Annotated in this window: 15 protein-coding genes; 3 read left to right on the forward strand and 12 right to left on the reverse strand. The window is 69.2% G+C overall.

From position 1 onward, the window contains the following. Positions 1-50: 50 nt before the first annotated feature. Positions 51-689, forward strand: coding sequence for a TetR/AcrR family transcriptional regulator (locus CLV71_RS16880; protein ID WP_133903692.1), 639 nt, complete (start codon positions 51-53; stop codon positions 687-689). After that, positions 686-1,432 carry a sugar isomerase domain-containing protein gene (locus CLV71_RS16885; RefSeq protein WP_133903693.1) on the forward strand — a complete coding sequence of 249 codons (747 nt, stop codon included), beginning with the start codon at positions 686-688 and terminating at the stop codon, positions 1,430-1,432. Before CLV71_RS16880 ends, CLV71_RS16885 begins: the two co-directional genes overlap by 4 nt. A 9-nt stretch (positions 1,433-1,441) precedes the next feature. Here the strand turns inward: CLV71_RS16885 and CLV71_RS16890 are convergent, their stop codons facing one another. Beyond that, positions 1,442-1,906, reverse strand: a complete 465-nt coding sequence (locus CLV71_RS16890; protein WP_133903694.1) for a cupin domain-containing protein — start codon at positions 1,904-1,906, stop codon at positions 1,442-1,444. Positions 1,907-1,927: 21 nt separating this feature from the next. Between CLV71_RS16890 and CLV71_RS16895 the strand changes: the two genes are divergently transcribed. Further along, positions 1,928-2,956, forward strand: a complete 1,029-nt coding sequence (locus CLV71_RS16895; protein WP_133903695.1) for a dihydrofolate reductase family protein — start codon at positions 1,928-1,930, stop codon at positions 2,954-2,956. Here CLV71_RS16895 and CLV71_RS16900 read toward each other — a convergent pair. The 11 genes from CLV71_RS16900 to CLV71_RS16950 all read right to left on the reverse strand — a co-directional run bounded on the left by CLV71_RS16900 (position 2,945) and on the right by CLV71_RS16950 (position 13,660). Next, complete coding sequence (locus tag CLV71_RS16900; RefSeq protein ID WP_133903696.1) at positions 2,945-4,174, reverse strand: MCE family protein; 1,230 nt, start codon at positions 4,172-4,174, stop codon at positions 2,945-2,947. The two genes, CLV71_RS16895 and CLV71_RS16900, sit on opposite strands and share 12 nt — an antisense overlap. Then, on the reverse strand, positions 4,174-5,331 hold the full coding sequence (locus CLV71_RS16905; RefSeq protein ID WP_133903697.1) for an MCE family protein: 1,158 nt from the start codon (positions 5,329-5,331) through the stop codon (positions 4,174-4,176). The genes CLV71_RS16900 and CLV71_RS16905 overlap by 1 nt, the downstream gene beginning before the upstream one ends. Beyond that, on the reverse strand, positions 5,328-6,524 hold the full coding sequence (locus CLV71_RS16910) for an MCE family protein (RefSeq protein WP_133903908.1): 1,197 nt from the start codon (positions 6,522-6,524) through the stop codon (positions 5,328-5,330). Before CLV71_RS16910 ends, CLV71_RS16905 begins: the two co-directional genes overlap by 4 nt. Positions 6,525-6,535: 11 nt before the next feature. Then, on the reverse strand, positions 6,536-7,558 hold the full coding sequence (locus CLV71_RS16915; RefSeq protein ID WP_133903698.1) for an MCE family protein: 1,023 nt from the start codon (positions 7,556-7,558) through the stop codon (positions 6,536-6,538). 118 nt (positions 7,559-7,676) lie between these two features. Continuing rightward, entirely contained in the window at positions 7,677-8,714 is a 1,038-nt protein-coding gene (locus CLV71_RS16920; RefSeq protein ID WP_133903699.1) for an MCE family protein, read from the reverse strand. After that, positions 8,711-10,027 (reverse strand): MCE family protein, encoded by a 1,317-nt coding sequence (locus CLV71_RS16925; RefSeq protein ID WP_133903700.1) that lies wholly within the window; start codon positions 10,025-10,027, stop codon positions 8,711-8,713. The genes CLV71_RS16920 and CLV71_RS16925 overlap by 4 nt, the downstream gene beginning before the upstream one ends. After that, on the reverse strand, positions 10,024-10,881 hold the full coding sequence (locus CLV71_RS16930) for an MlaE family ABC transporter permease (RefSeq protein WP_133903701.1): 858 nt from the start codon (positions 10,879-10,881) through the stop codon (positions 10,024-10,026). The genes CLV71_RS16925 and CLV71_RS16930 overlap by 4 nt, the downstream gene beginning before the upstream one ends. A gap of 5 nt (positions 10,882-10,886) precedes the next feature. After that, the gene (locus tag CLV71_RS16935; RefSeq protein ID WP_133903702.1) at positions 10,887-11,684 is read right to left on the reverse strand and encodes an MlaE family ABC transporter permease; all 798 of its coding nucleotides are present in this window, start codon (positions 11,682-11,684) and stop codon (positions 10,887-10,889) included. A 34-nt stretch (positions 11,685-11,718) separates the two neighbouring features. Beyond that, complete coding sequence (locus tag CLV71_RS16940) at positions 11,719-12,480, reverse strand: glucose 1-dehydrogenase (RefSeq protein WP_133903909.1); 762 nt, start codon at positions 12,478-12,480, stop codon at positions 11,719-11,721. Positions 12,481-12,488: 8 nt separating this feature from the next. Further along, a complete protein-coding gene (locus CLV71_RS16945; RefSeq protein WP_424923881.1) occupies positions 12,489-12,782 on the reverse strand; it encodes an aldehyde dehydrogenase family protein in 294 nt (97 codons plus the stop codon). Beyond that, entirely contained in the window at positions 12,779-13,660 is an 882-nt protein-coding gene (locus tag CLV71_RS16950; protein ID WP_133903910.1) for a 3-oxoacyl-ACP reductase, read from the reverse strand. Before CLV71_RS16950 ends, CLV71_RS16945 begins: the two co-directional genes overlap by 4 nt. Between the last annotated feature and the right edge of the window lie 4 nt (positions 13,661-13,664).

The following is a 13,664-nucleotide window of genomic DNA, read 5'->3' on the forward strand; positions in this document are numbered from 1 at the left end:
GCCAGTAGCCTTTCTCTTCGCACGACTTTCGCGACGGGGAAGGACAGCGCATGCCGCGAACGGAGGCGGTAGCTCGGCGCACGTACGGCGGCCGGTCAGCGGCCGACCGCAAGGCCGAGCGGCGGGAGAGGTTGCTGGAGGCCGGACTGCACCTGTTCGGCAACGAGGGCTACGCGACGTCGTCCATCGAGAAGCTGTGCACGCACGCGGGCGTGTCCACGCGCAACTTCTACGAGGAGTTCAACTCCCGCGAGGACCTGCTCATCGCGTTGCACGCGCGGGCCAACGAGCGGTCCTTCCGCGCGGTGCTCGCGGCGTTCGCCGACAACGCGGACGCGGGCCTCGCCGAGCGGTTCGAGCTGGCCGTACGCACGTTCATCCACACCATGGCCAGCGACGCCCGCCTCGCGCGGATCGCCTACGTCGAGATGATCGGCGTGAGCAACTCCGTGGAGAAGCACCGGATGGCGTGGCGAGCGAGGTGGTGGGACATGATGGTCGCCGAGGCCGACCGCGCGGTGCTGCGCGGCGAGGCACAGGCACGTGACTTCCGCCTTCCCGCGCTCGCGGTGATCGCGTCGGTCAACGAGCTGGTGCACCACTACTCACTGAACCGGGGAAGGATCACGTTGGACGAGGTCATCGCCGAAGTCGTACGGTTCGCGGTCGCGGCGGTGACGGCGCCATGACCGTCTCAGCCGCCGCCTCCTCCGCCGCCCTCCTCGAGCACCTCAACGCCATCGCGACCACCGACGTGGGCCCGGCGGCCGCTCTCCTCGCCGACTCCGTGCGGGCCGACGGCGTCATCCAGGCATTCGGCACCGGCCACTCGCAGGGCACCGCGCTGGAGATCGCCGGGCGGGCCGGCGGCCTGGTCCCGTCGAACCGCATCGCGCTGACCGACCTCGTGCAGTTCGGCGGCGCGGACCCGTCGGTGCTGGCCGACCCGATGCTCGAGCGCAGGGGCGACGTGGTCTCGCGCCTGTACGAGCTCGCCGCACCCCGGCCGCAGGACGTGTTCGTGATCGCGTCCAGCTCCGGCGTGAACTCCTCGGTCGTCGAGATGGCGCACGTCGTCACGTCGAACGGGCACAAGCTGATCGCCATCACGTCGTTGGCGCACAGCAGCCAGGTGCCTGCCCGGCACGAGTCCGGGAAGCGCCTGTCCGACCTCGCCGACGTGACCCTCGACAACGGCGCACCCTTCGGTGACACGCTGCTCCCCTTACCGGACGGCATTTTCGTCGGCGGGGTGTCGTCGCTGACGGCCGGGCTGCTCGTGCAGATGCTGGTCGCGGAGACGGTCCGGCTCCTGCTGGAGTCGGGGCACGAGCCGCCGGTGTACGTGTCGAACAACGTGCCGGGCGGCCACGAGCGCAACAGCAGGATCGAGGCGCTGTACGCGGGCCGGATCCGCCGCACGGCCAGCTAGTGCGGCACGTCAGACCATGTACTGGTCGTGCTCCGCGAGGAACTCGGTGTACTCCTCGTCGCCGAGCTGGCGACCCGTCCTGACGATCTCCGCCAGCTCGGTGAAGTACTTCTCCCTCGGGGCGCCCGGGGCGAAGAGGATCAACATCGAGGCGGGCTCGTCGCTCTCGTTGCGGAACGCGTGGATCCCGTTTGGCGGGACGTACAGGTAGTCGCCCCTGACCGCGGTGACCCAGTTCGCCCCGTCGAACAGGCTGACGGTGCCGTCGAGCACGTAGAAGCTCTCCGAGAACGTCTTGTGGTAGTGCGCGGCGGGGCCGCCCGCCTCGGGGACCATGTCCCACTGGAAGAGTCCGAAGTGGCCGTCGGTCAGGTCACCCGTGGCCAGGAACCTGGTCCTGGTCCTCGGACCGTCCAGCTCGGGTGGGGTCGCCACCGGGCGGTACGTGGCGTTGATCTCACCTGTGAAGGTCATGTCTGCGATAGTAACTTCACCATGTACATCCTTCTGAGCTGCGCGGTCTCGCTCGACGGGTACCTCGACGACGCCACCGACGAGCGGCTCGTGCTCTCCAACGCCGCCGATCTCGACCGGGTGGACGCCGAACGCGCCGGGGTGGACGCGATCCTGGTGGGGGCCAACACGATCCGCCGCGACGACCCCCGGCTGTCGGTCCGGTCGCCTGCGCGGCGCGCGGCCCGGGAGGCGATGGGCAAGGCCGCCACCCCGCTCAAGGTGATCCTGTCCACTGGGGACCTGCCCTCGGGCGCGGCCTTCCGCGCGGACGGCGAGTCCCTGGTGACCTCCGGGACGGTCGAGTCGGTGGTCGGGCAGCTCCACGCGCGGGGCGTCGACCGGCTCATGGTCGAGGGCGGCGGGCGGGTGCTCACCGAGTTCCTCACCTCGGGTCTGGCCGACGAGCTGCAGCTGGTCGTCGCCCCGTTCTTCGTCGGTGACTCGGCGGCGCCCCGTTTCGTCCACGACGGACGGTTCCCGTGGCACGCCGACCACCGCGCGACGCTGGCCACCGCGTCGGCGATCGGGAACGTGGTGCTGCACCGGTACCTGCTGAGCGTCGGGGCCGTCGACCGGCACTGGCTGGCCCGCACGATCGAGCTGTCCCTCCGTTGTCCCCCCTCCACCACGGCGTTCAGTGTCGGGGCGGTCGTCGTCGACGCCTCGGGCGACGAGATCGCCTGGGGCTACTCCCGGGAGACCGACGACCTCGTCCACGCCGAGGAGTCCGCGCTCGCCAAGCTCGCCCCGGACGACCCCCGGCTGCCGACCGCCACGATCTACAGCTCGATGGAACCCTGCAGTGGGCGCAAGTCCCGGCCGAGGACGTGCAGCACGCTGATCCGGGACGCCGCCATCCCCCGCGTGGTCTTCGCCTACCGCGAGCCGTCCACGTTCGTCGACGGCGAGGGCGCCGAGGAGCTGACGGCCGCCGGGGTGACCGTCGTCGAGTACCCCGACCTGGCCGACCAGGTCCGCGACGCGAACCGCCTTCAGCTAGGCGGGTAGGGACAGCAGGCCGGCCAGCGTGGTGGGGCCGCCACCCGGCCACGAGAGGATGCCGGGCAGTCCGGGCTGAGCCTGTTGCGGCGCCGGGGTCCGCGTCGGCACCTCCACCGGTTTGCCGCCGTACGGGGCGTTCTGCGAGCCGCGGACGCCGATCGGGCTGCCCGGCGGCTCCGCGCAGTACGCCTGCTCGTTCACCGGCACGTCCGTGGTCTCGTTGGCACCGCGCTGTTGTGTGCCCTCGTAGCCCTTCGTGCAGGACAGCGGGTCGAAGAACGTCAGCACCAGGCCGAGGTGACCGGTGCCGTCCGGGTTCGCGCCGGGTGCCGTCGCGGTGATCATCGGGAACGCCACCAGCAGGTTCTCGATCGCGTCCGTACGGGTGGAGGTGATCTGCATGGTGGTCAGCAGGTTCGCGATGATCACGCCGAGATCCTGGCCCGAGTCGCGAAGGAGGTCGTTGACCTGTACGGCGACCATCGGGGTCACGTCGATCAGGCGGCGCAGGTCCGGGTTCGACGTCTTGAGCTGGTCGGTGATCAGCCGCAGGTTCGTGCTGTAGTCGAGGATCTGTTGCGACTGCTCGGCCTGCGTGTCCAGCACCACCCGGCCGTTCGCCAGCAGCGACGTCGTCTGCGGCAGGTGCGCGCTCGCCGTCGACGTCAGCCTGCCCGCGCTGTCCAGCAGCACCTGCAGTGCCGGGCCGGAGTTCTGGAATGCGAGGTACAGCTCGTCGACCGTGGTGCGCAACGAGTCCGCCGGGACGCTCTGCACCAGACCGTCCAGATTGGACAGCAGGACCTCCGGGCCGGACGGGGTTCTGGTGCGGGCCACCGGGATGACCGAACCGTCGGCCAGGTAGGGCCCCTTGTCGTGGTCGGGTTGGAGGTCGACGTACTGCTCACCCACGGCGGAGCGGTTCGCGACCACGGCGCGTGCCGAGGCGGGGATGGGTGGGGCTTCGTCCTCGATGTCCAGGATCACGTCGACGCCGGTGTCCGACAGGACGAGCCGCTCGACCCGGCCGACCGTCACACCTCGGTAGGTGGCCTCGGCGTTCGGGAAGATGCCGCCGGACTCGGCCAGCTGCACCACCACGCGGTAGCCCCGCGCGCCGAACAGCCGGTCCAGCCCCGCGTACGTGCCGCCGACGTACACGATGCCCATCACCGCGATCAACGCGAAGACGAACAGTCGGATCTTCGTGCCGCGCAACAACATCAGTGCCCACCACCCAGCAGCGACCCCAGCAGCCCGGTCAGTCCGCCCGGGGACGTGTCCGCAGGCGGCGCGGGCAGTGTCGGCAGTGGCAGCAGCGGCTGGTCCTGCTGGGTCGGTCCCGGCGTCGGTGTGAGGCCGGGCAGCGGGATCAGTGGCGTGCTCGCGTTCTGGATGGTCCGCAGCAGCCCGGAGAGGTCGAGGTCGAACTTGACGTCCACGTTCACGTAGTCGCCCTTGACCGTGTTGAGGAAGTAGTCGGTGAACGGGTAGGTCACCAGGAACTGCAACGAGTTCGGCAGGTCCGCGCCGGACTTCGCGAGCTGCTGGAGGATCGGGGCCAGCAGTCGCAGGTCGTCGGCGAGGTCGTCGCGGCTGCGGTTCACCGTGTCGACCGCCACGTTCGACAGGTTCTCCAGCGCGTTCAGCATGGTCACGAGCTGGTCCCGCTGCTCGTTCACCACCGCGAGGCCCGGGCCGAGCTGGTCGAGCGCGACCCTGATGTCGTCGGTCTGCGCGGCGAGGTTCGTCGAGAGGCGGCCGAGCGCGTCGATCGCCTTGGCGATGTCGTCCTTCTCGCCGTCCAACGTCCTCACCACGGTGTCTATGTTGGACAGCGTGGCGCGCAGCTCCGGCTCGTTGCCGTTCAGCGCCTGGTTGACCTCGTCCACGATGGACGACAGCTGTCCGATGCCGCCGCCGTTGAGCAGCAGCGACAACGCGCCGAGGACCTCCTCGATCTCCGGGTTGCGGTTCGTGCGCTCCAGCGGGATGACCGCGCCGTCCTCCAGCGTGCCCTCGGCCGCGTTCGGCGTCCGCAGCTCCACGAACTTCTCGCCGAGCAGCGACGACTGCCGCAGCTCGGCGCTGGCGTTGGCCGGCAGGTGCACGTCGCCGTTCACCAGCATGGTCACGACCGCGGTCCGGTTGTCCCGCGCCAGCTCGATCTCGTCGACCCGTCCCACGGCGACGTCGTGGACCTTGACCCCCGCGTGTGGCACGAGGTCCAACACGTCCCCGAAGTGCGCGACGACCCGGTACGGGTGGTCGCCGAGGTCCGCGCCGCCGGGCAGCGGCAGCTGGTACATGCCGGAGAACCCGCCGGAGCTGCTGCAGCCCGCGAGCAGGAAAACCATGGCCAGTACGAGGAAGCGTCTCATCGGCCACCTGCCGGTGCTGCGGCGCCGAGGTCGACGAGCGGGATCGGCAGCGGCGGGAGCTGTCCGGAGGTCAACGCACCGAGCGCCTCCGCCGGGGTCGGCAGCTTGAGGGTGCCGTCCAGGTACGGGGCCAGTTGCGTGCACAGGTCGCTCAGGGTCTTCGGCAGCTGCACGGGGGTCGCGGACTTGATCGTGCGGCACAGCAGCATGACCGGTGGGTAGGTCAGCTCGTTGAGGTTGCCCCGGATCGCGAACGACGCGGACGCGGCGTCGTAGGTGTTCAGGAAGTTCGACATGGCGAGCGGCGCCACGTCGAGGATCTCCGCGACGGCCGCGCGCTGGTCGACGAGTGCCTGCGTCACACCGGTCAGCTTGTCCACATTGGACGACAGGAGGTCCTTGTTGTCGGCGATGAAGGCCTGCACCTCGGTGAGCGAGGTGCCGAGCGAACTCAACACGGTGCCGAGGTCGTCGCGGTCGTCGGCCAGGTAGCCGCTCACGTCCGCGAGCCTGTCGTTGAAGTCCCGGACCTGCGCGTCGCTCTCGGCGAGTGCCGTGGTGAACGTGTTGAGGTTGTCCACGGTCGTGAACAGGTCACCACGCGAGTCGGCGAGGACCGAGGACGCGTCGGACAGCTGCTTCATCGTCTGGTTGAACAGCTCGCCGTTGCCCGCCAGGTTCGCCGCGGCCGTGTCGAGCACGTTCGACAGCGCGCCGTCCTTGTTGGCGCCGTTGGGACCCAGCGCGGTCGCGAGGTCGTTGACGCTGTTGGTCAGGTCGTCCAGCTCGACGGGCGTCGCCGTGTCGTCGAGCGGGATCACGGTGCCGCTCTTCATCAGCGGGCCCGACTCGTACGCGGGTGTCAGCTGCACGTACCGGTCGCTGACCAGTGACGGCGCCACCACGACCGCCTGCGCGCCCGCCGGGATCTCGATGCCGTCGTCGACGGCCATCTCGACCCGCACCCGGTCGCCCTGCGGCGTGACGGACGTGATCCGCCCGACTCCGATGCCGAGCACCTTCACCTCGGAACCCGAGTACACGCCCACGGTCTTCGCGAAGTAGGCGGTGATCTTCGTGCCGCTCTGGCCCGTCGTGACCCACCACAGCGCGAAGGCGACGATCAGCGCCAACGCCAGCGCACAGGTGACGGCGAGCGCGGCCCTGCGGCTCGACCGGCTCTCCGACAGCATGGCCCGCACGTTCACCGGCCACCCCCCGTGTAGGCGAGCGGGGGCTCGCAGCCCTGCGGGTTGATGTCGAAGATCCCGAGATCCGTCGTGGGTGGCAGCAGGCCGCAGATGTAGCCCTCGAACCAGCGCCCGTTGCCGACGACGTTGTTGAACATCCGCACGTACGGCGCGAGCGAGTGCAGGCTCTTGCTCAGGTTCTCCTGGTTGTCGGACAGGATCGTCGTGACCTTGTCCAGATCGTCCAGCGTCGGCCGCAGCAGCTCCTGGTTGTCCGCGACCAGGCCGTGCAGCTCGTTGGCGAGGCTGGTCGTGCCGGTCAGCAGCGCGTGCACGGCCTCCCTGCGGAACTGCAGCTCCCCCAACAGGAGCGACGCGTCGCTGAACAGCTTCTTCAGCTGCTCGTCGCGGTCGGCGAGCGTCTGGCTGAACCCGGCGGTGTTGGCCAGCAACGTGCGCAGCTGTTCGTCCCGGGTGGACAGCACGGACGAGATCTGCGACAGTCCGGTGAGCGTGTCCCTGATGTGCTGCGGGCTGTTGGCGAACGTGTCGGACAGCACCTGGAAGCCCTGTGCCAGCTGGGTCGTGTCGATCTGGTCGACGGTCTGGGAGAGCTTGCCGACCGCCGGCACGATGTCGAACGGCGTGCGTGTCCTGCTGACGGGGATCGCGGTGTTGGCGCTCTGCGGTTGGCTGCCTGCCGAGGAGACCGCGAGGTACTTGTCCCCCAACAACGTCTTGATCTCGATCGACACCGTGCTCCGGTCGCCCATGCTGACGTCCTTCACCCGGAAGTCGACGACCACCTTGTTGCGGGCCAGCTCGACACTGCGCACCGCGCCGACCTTCACCCCGGCGAGCCGCACCTCGTTGCCGGGCCGCAGTCCGGCCGACTCGCGGAACTCGGCCGTGTACGTGGTGCCACCGCCGATGATCGGCAGGTCGTCGGAGTTGAACGCGACCAGGAGCCCCAGCACGACCAGCACGAGCGTGACCGCACCGACGGCCGCCTGGTCCCTGTCCTTCAGTCGTTTCACGGCCGCTCCTCACCCGCTCCGTGGTGCCGGAACGCTCCGCAGGCTCCGCTACACCGGCACCCTCCGCGGGTTCGGTGCTGCCGAGAGTGCTGATGGTTTGCTCCGCAAGCTCCGCTCACTACTGGCACCTCTCCGCCATCGGTGTGCCAGGTATGGGGATCAGCGGCAGGTCCACCGAGATCCCCAGGTCGGACACGCCGACCCGGCCGGACATGCTGCAGAGGTAGTAGTTGTACCAACCGCCGTAGCTGGAGACGCGGTTGATCGTCTCGACCTTGTGTGGCAGGCCGGCGAGGAACGTGTCCACCGTGTCCCCGTGGTCGGCGAGGGTGCCCGCCAGGGTGCCGAGTGCCGCGATGTCGTCCTTGAGCGGTGGCCGCACCGACGACAGCAGCCCCGAGGTCGCCGAGGTGAGATCACCGAGCGCGCTGATCGCGGTGCCGATCGAACCCCGCTGCTGGGCGAGGCCGGTGGCGAGCTGCTGGAGCTGGTCGATGAGCCCGCCGACCTCGGTCGTGCGCTCGTTCACCGTGGTGAGCACGGTGTTGAGGTTGTCGATGACCTGGCCGATCACCTGGTCCTTGCTCGCCACGGTCGACGTGAGCGACGCGGTGTGCGCGAGCACGCTGTCGATCGTGCCGCCCTCGCCCTGCAGCACCTGGATCAGCTCACCCGCGAGCTTGTTCACGTCCTCCGGGTTCAACGCCTGGAACAGGGGCTGGAAGCCGTTGAACAGCTGGGTCAGGTTGAGTGCGGGCTGCGTGCGGTCGAGGGGGATGGTGTCCCCTGCCCGCAGCACCGCGTTCGTGTCACCGCTGCCGAGGCCGAGCGACACGTACCGCTGGCCGATCAGGTTGCGGTACTTGATGGTCGCGGTGACCGTGCGCGGCAGCTCGCGTCCCGACTCGACCTCGAACCGCACGTCCGCGTACTTGTTCTCCGCCACCGAGATGTCACTGACCTGACCGATGCGCACGCCGGACATGCGGATGTCGTCGCCCACGTTCAGACCGGTCGCGTCACTGAACCGTGCGGTGTAGCCGGTGGTCGGGCCGAGCGTGGTGTTGGCGATCGTGAGGCCCAGCAACGCGGTCAGCGTGACGGTGACGACCGCGAACACGATCATCTTGACCAGCGGCCCGACGAAGTTCCTCATTGGACGCTCACCTCGGTCCCACGGAACAAAGGCCCCACCAGCAGGGAACTCCAGCCGGGCACCTGCGACGGCTGAACCCCGAGGCCAGGCGCGACGAGTACGGCGATCAGCTGCTGCTCTGCGGGGCTGTTGGCGATCCTCGGCTCGCTCCCCGCCGACTGCGGCAGCGTGTTCGGGAAGTCCTGCGGCCGGTCGTTGTGCGGTGCGGGCGGCTTCGACGAGCCGTCCGCCAGCCCACCGCCCTCCGGGTACTGGGGGAACACCGCGGGCGGGTGCGCGACCGGATAACACCGCGGCCCGCGTTTGTCGTCGTAGCGCGGGGTGTCGACGCCGGGCACGTACTTGCCCCGGCTCGCGGTGATCTCGATCGTCACGCGGGTGACGTTCGGGTGGTCGGTGCCCTTGCCGAAGGCCGCGTCCGCGTTCGGGATCGCGTCGACGAGCTGCTTGAGCAGGCAGGGATACTCGGGTGCGTACTTGGCCAGCACGTCCAGAGTGGACTTCGAGGTGCTGGTCAGGCCGATGATGTTGTCCTTGTTGGCGGCCAGGAAGTTGCCGAGGTCGATCGACGCGTTGGTCAGGTCGGCGTACAGGTCCTGGAGCCGACCCCGTTGCTCGACCACGGTCTGGGTCGTGACGGTCAGGTCCCGCAACGCCGTCAGCAGCTCGGGACCCGCCTGCGCGTACGTGTCGGCGACCTGCGCGAGCCGCTGGATGTCCGCCTGGACGTCCGGCAGCGACGGCTCCAACTGTCCGAGGTACTGGCCGAGCTGCACGAGCGTGTCCCCGAAGTCCTTGCCCTGTCCCGACAACGCGGTCGACATGGCGGTGAGCGTCGCCGACAGCTTCTCCGGCTGGACGGCCTGGAGAACGGGCATGAGGTTGTCGAGCACCTGCTCGATCTCCACGGCCGAGCTGGTGCGGTCCTGCCCGATCACGTCGTGCTCACGCAGGCGTCCGTCAGGAGCGGACGGGAACTGCAGTGCCACGTAACGTTCGCCGAACAACGTCTTCGGCAGCAGCCTGGCGGTGACGTTGCCGGGGATCTGTCCGATCTGGTCGGGATCCATGGCGAGGTCGAGGATCGCGTGGTCGCCGTCGGGCCGGATGCTCCGCACCTCGCCGACGATAATCCCGCGCAGCTTGACGTCCGCGCCGGTGCGCAGCTGGTTGCCGACGTGGTCGGTCTCCAGCGTCACCGGCACGACCGGGGTGAACGTCTTGCGGTAGAAGGCGATCGACCCCGCGACGAACAACGCGGCGATGACGAGGAAGACCAACCCGTACAGCTGGTAGCGGAGTCGTTGGCTCATCCGGCTATCCGCACTGTCGTCGTGGCGCCCCAGATCGCCAGCGAGAGGAAGAAGTCCAGCAGCATCTGCACGACGATCGCCGCGCGCACCGCCCTACCCACGGCGACCCCCACTCCGGCGGGACCACCACTCGCGGTGTAGCCGTAGTAGCAGTGGACGAGGATCACGACGACGCTGAACACCATCACCTTGAGGAACGACCACAGCACGTCCTCCGGCGGTAGGAAGAGATGGAAGTAGTGGTCGTAGGTGCCAGACGACTGGCCGTAGAACCACACGGTCACCTGCCGCGACGCCACGTACGAGGCCAGGAGCCCCACCAGGTACAGGGGAACCACGGCGGCCACCGCGGCGATCACCCGCGTGGTGACGAGGTAAGGCAGGCTCGGCACCGCCATCACCTCGAGCGCGTCGATCTCCTCCGAGATCCGCATCGCGCCGAGCTGCGCGGTGAACCCGCACCCGACCGTCGCCGACAGCGCGAGCCCGGCCGCGAGCGGCGCGACCTCACGGGTGTCGAAGTAGGCGGCGATGAAGCCGGTCAGCGCGGACGTGCCGAGCTGGTTGAGTGCCGAGTAACCCTGCAGACCGACGATCAGACCGGTGAACACGGTCATGCCGATCATCACCCCGAGCGTGCCGCCGATGACCGCGAGCGCGCCCGACCCGAAGAACACGTCCGACAGCAGCCGGAGGATCTCGCGCGGGTAGTGCGCGAGCGTGCGGGGCACCCACGCGAGCACGCGGGCGTAGAAGGCGAGCTGCTGGCCCAGCGTGGCGAGACCGTCCAGCGGCTGGTTCGCGACCGCCACTATCCGCGACGGCGCTTTCTCCGGTATGTCCACTGTGGCCATCTACGTCACATTCCCTTCGGGGGAACGATCTGCAGGTAGATCCCCGTGATCACCACGTTGATCAGGAACAGGAGCAGGAACGTGACGACCACCGTCTGGTTCACCGCGTCCCCGACTCCCTTGGGGCCGCGACCGGGATTCAGCCCGCGGTAGGCCGCGACCGTGCCCGCGACGAACCCGTACAGGACCGCCTTGAACTCGGACACCCACAGGTCGGACAACTGGGCCAGTGCGTTGAACGACGCCAGGTACGCGCCCGGTGTCCCGCCCTGCATCACGACGTTGAAGTAGTAGCCGCCGACCACGCCGACGACGCTGACGAGCCCGTTGAGCAGCACCGCCACAATGGTCATACCGAGCACGCGCGGCACGATCAGCCGCTGGACCGGCGACACCCCGAGGACCTCGAGCGCGTCGATCTCCTCGCGGATCGTGCGGGAGCCGATGTCCGCGCACATGGCGGAGCCGCCGGCACCCGCGACGAGCAACGCCGTGATCAGCGGGCTCGCCTGCTGGATGATCGCGAGGGCCGAGGCGGCGCCGGTGAACGACTGCGCGCCGATCTGCTGGGTCAGCGACCCGAGCTGCAGCGCGATGACCGCGCCGAACGGGATGGACACGAGGGCGGTGGGCAGGATCGTGACGCTCGCGAAGAACCAGCACTGCTGGATCAGCTCACGCCACTGGAAAGGGCGCCGCGGCGTGTTCCTGGCTATCTCCCACGCGAGCGTCGACATCCGACCCACCTGGGCGAGGGCACGCACAGGCGCGACGCGTCCGCCGGCTCCAGTGCTCAATGCCATCACCCTGTGGTCTAACGAGTAGGAACCGCTGGGGTTACCCGAAACTCGACAGCGAATGTGCCGCGGTCACGCCGCCGTCCGCGACGAACTCCGCGCCGGTGCAGTAGCTGCTCTCGTCACTCGCGAGGAACAGCACCAGCTGCGCGACCTCGTCCGGCTGCCCCACCCGTTTCATGGGCACCCGCTTGCCGATGTAGGTGAGATCGACCGGTTGGCCGCCGAGTGCCGCTGGCAGCATCCCGGTCTCGATGCAGCCCGGGTGCACGGAGTTCACCCGCACGCCCTTGTCCGCCAGCTCCAGCGCGGCGACCTTCGTCATGCCGCGGACGGCGAACTTGCTCGCCGCGTACGCGGTCAGCATCGGCGTCGCGTTCAGTCCATCCACAGAGGACACATTGATGATCGACCCGCCACCTGCCTCGACCATCCCCGGCACGACGGCACGCATGCCGAGGAACGTGCCGACCTGGTTGATCTGGATGACGCGCTGGTAGTCGGACAGCTTCATATCCCGCAGTGGCGAGAAGTGCAGCACGCCCGCGTTGTTGACCAGCACGTTCGGCGGCCCGTAGACCTCACGCACCTCGTCGACCGCGGCGGCCCACTCGTCCTCGTCGGACACGTCGAGGTGGCGGTAGTGCGCGCCCAGCTCTTCGGCGAGCGCCTTGCCGTCGTCGTCATTCACGTCGCCGACGACGACCTGCGCGCCCTCCGCCACGAACCGCCGCGCCGCTGCGGCACCCTGCCCGCCCGCGGCACCCGTGACCAGTGCGATCTTCCCCGACAACCGTCCCACGTCAGCCCTCACATCAACTCGTCGCCGAGCGGCATCAGTACCGTCTTCAGTTCCGTGTACGCCTCGAACGCGCTCTGCCCGCCCTCGCGTCCGAGACCCGACTCCTTGAACCCGCCGAACGGCAGGTGCGGCTCGATCTGGAAGCCGTTGATGCCGACCGTGCCTGCCCGCAGCCGCCTGGCCAGCCGGAACGCCCGGCGACCGTCCGTGGTGTACGCCGAGGGACGCCACTTGCCGCCGACCAGCAGCAGTCCGTCCCGGAGTCCGACCTCGTCGCGACGGGAACGCAGACTCAGCGTCACTGTTCCTCCTCGAGCGACATCAGGTCGGTGGCGGCGAAGGTCCTGCCGGCGTCGCGCCCGGCGAAGTACGCGCCGACCGCGGTGTCCAGCGACTGCGGAGTCCACTGTGGATCGTCGAAGCGGGCCTCGACGGTCGGTGGCGCCAGCAGGGCGACCATCCCGCCGTACACCACGAACACCTGGCCGCTGATGGTGCCCGCGGCAGGGGTGGCGAGGTAGGCGACGAGTGGCGCGACGTGGTCCGGGGACAGGGGATCCACGTCGCCGGGGGGCGCCACCCCGAACACGGCCGCCGTCATGGCGGTCCGCGCCCGTGGGCAGATGGCGTTGGCCCGCACGCCGTATCGCGCGAGCCCCCGTGCCGTCGCGACGGTCAGCGCGACGATGCCGGCCTTGGCGGCCGCGTAGTTCGGCTGGCCTTCCGACCCGAACAGGAACGCCTCCGACGAGGTGTTGACCACACGCCCGTACGTCGTCCCGCCCGCCGCCTTCGCCTGGGCACGCCAGTACGCGGCGGCGTTGCGGGACAACAGGAAGTGGCCACGCAGGTGTACGCGCAGCACGAGGTCCCACTCGTCGTCGGACATGTTGAAGAGCATCCGGTCCCGCAGCACGCCGGCGTTGTTCACGAGGACGTGCAGCCCGCCGAAGCGCTCGACCGCGGTCGCGGTGATCTCCCGCGCGACGGCCGAGTCGGACACGTCACCCCGGACGAACACCGCCTTGGCGCCGATCGCCGCCAGCTCGTCGACCACGCCGGTGTCGGCGATGTCGTTGATCACGAGGTCGGCACCCGCACGGCCCAGCGCGAGCGCCTCGGCCCGGCCGAGACCCGCGCCGGCTCCGGTGACGACGGCGACTTTTCCTTCGAGGCTCAGGGAC

The sequence above is a fragment of the Actinophytocola oryzae genome (assembly GCF_004364325.1).
GTDB classification, from domain to species: Bacteria; Actinomycetota; Actinomycetes; order Mycobacteriales; family Pseudonocardiaceae; genus Actinophytocola; species Actinophytocola oryzae.

Coding starts and splice junctions, on each gene's coding strand:
- CLV71_RS16880 (WP_133903692.1), top strand. CDS start 51: ATGCCGCGAACGGAGGCGGTAGCTCGGCGCACGTACGGCGGCCGGTCA.
- CLV71_RS16885 (WP_133903693.1), top strand. CDS start 686: ATGACCGTCTCAGCCGCCGCCTCCTCCGCCGCCCTCCTCGAGCACCTC.
- CLV71_RS16890 (WP_133903694.1), bottom strand. CDS start 1,906: ATGACCTTCACAGGTGAGATCAACGCCACGTACCGCCCGGTGGCGACC.
- CLV71_RS16895 (WP_133903695.1), top strand. CDS start 1,928: ATGTACATCCTTCTGAGCTGCGCGGTCTCGCTCGACGGGTACCTCGAC.
- CLV71_RS16900 (WP_133903696.1), bottom strand. CDS start 4,174: ATGTTGTTGCGCGGCACGAAGATCCGACTGTTCGTCTTCGCGTTGATC.
- CLV71_RS16905 (WP_133903697.1), bottom strand. CDS start 5,331: ATGAGACGCTTCCTCGTACTGGCCATGGTTTTCCTGCTCGCGGGCTGC.
- CLV71_RS16910 (WP_133903908.1), bottom strand. CDS start 6,524: ATGCTGTCGGAGAGCCGGTCGAGCCGCAGGGCCGCGCTCGCCGTCACC.
- CLV71_RS16920 (WP_133903699.1), bottom strand. CDS start 8,714: ATGAGGAACTTCGTCGGGCCGCTGGTCAAGATGATCGTGTTCGCGGTC.
- CLV71_RS16925 (WP_133903700.1), bottom strand. CDS start 10,027: ATGAGCCAACGACTCCGCTACCAGCTGTACGGGTTGGTCTTCCTCGTC.
- CLV71_RS16930 (WP_133903701.1), bottom strand. CDS start 10,881: ATGGCCACAGTGGACATACCGGAGAAAGCGCCGTCGCGGATAGTGGCG.
- CLV71_RS16935 (WP_133903702.1), bottom strand. CDS start 11,684: ATGGCATTGAGCACTGGAGCCGGCGGACGCGTCGCGCCTGTGCGTGCC.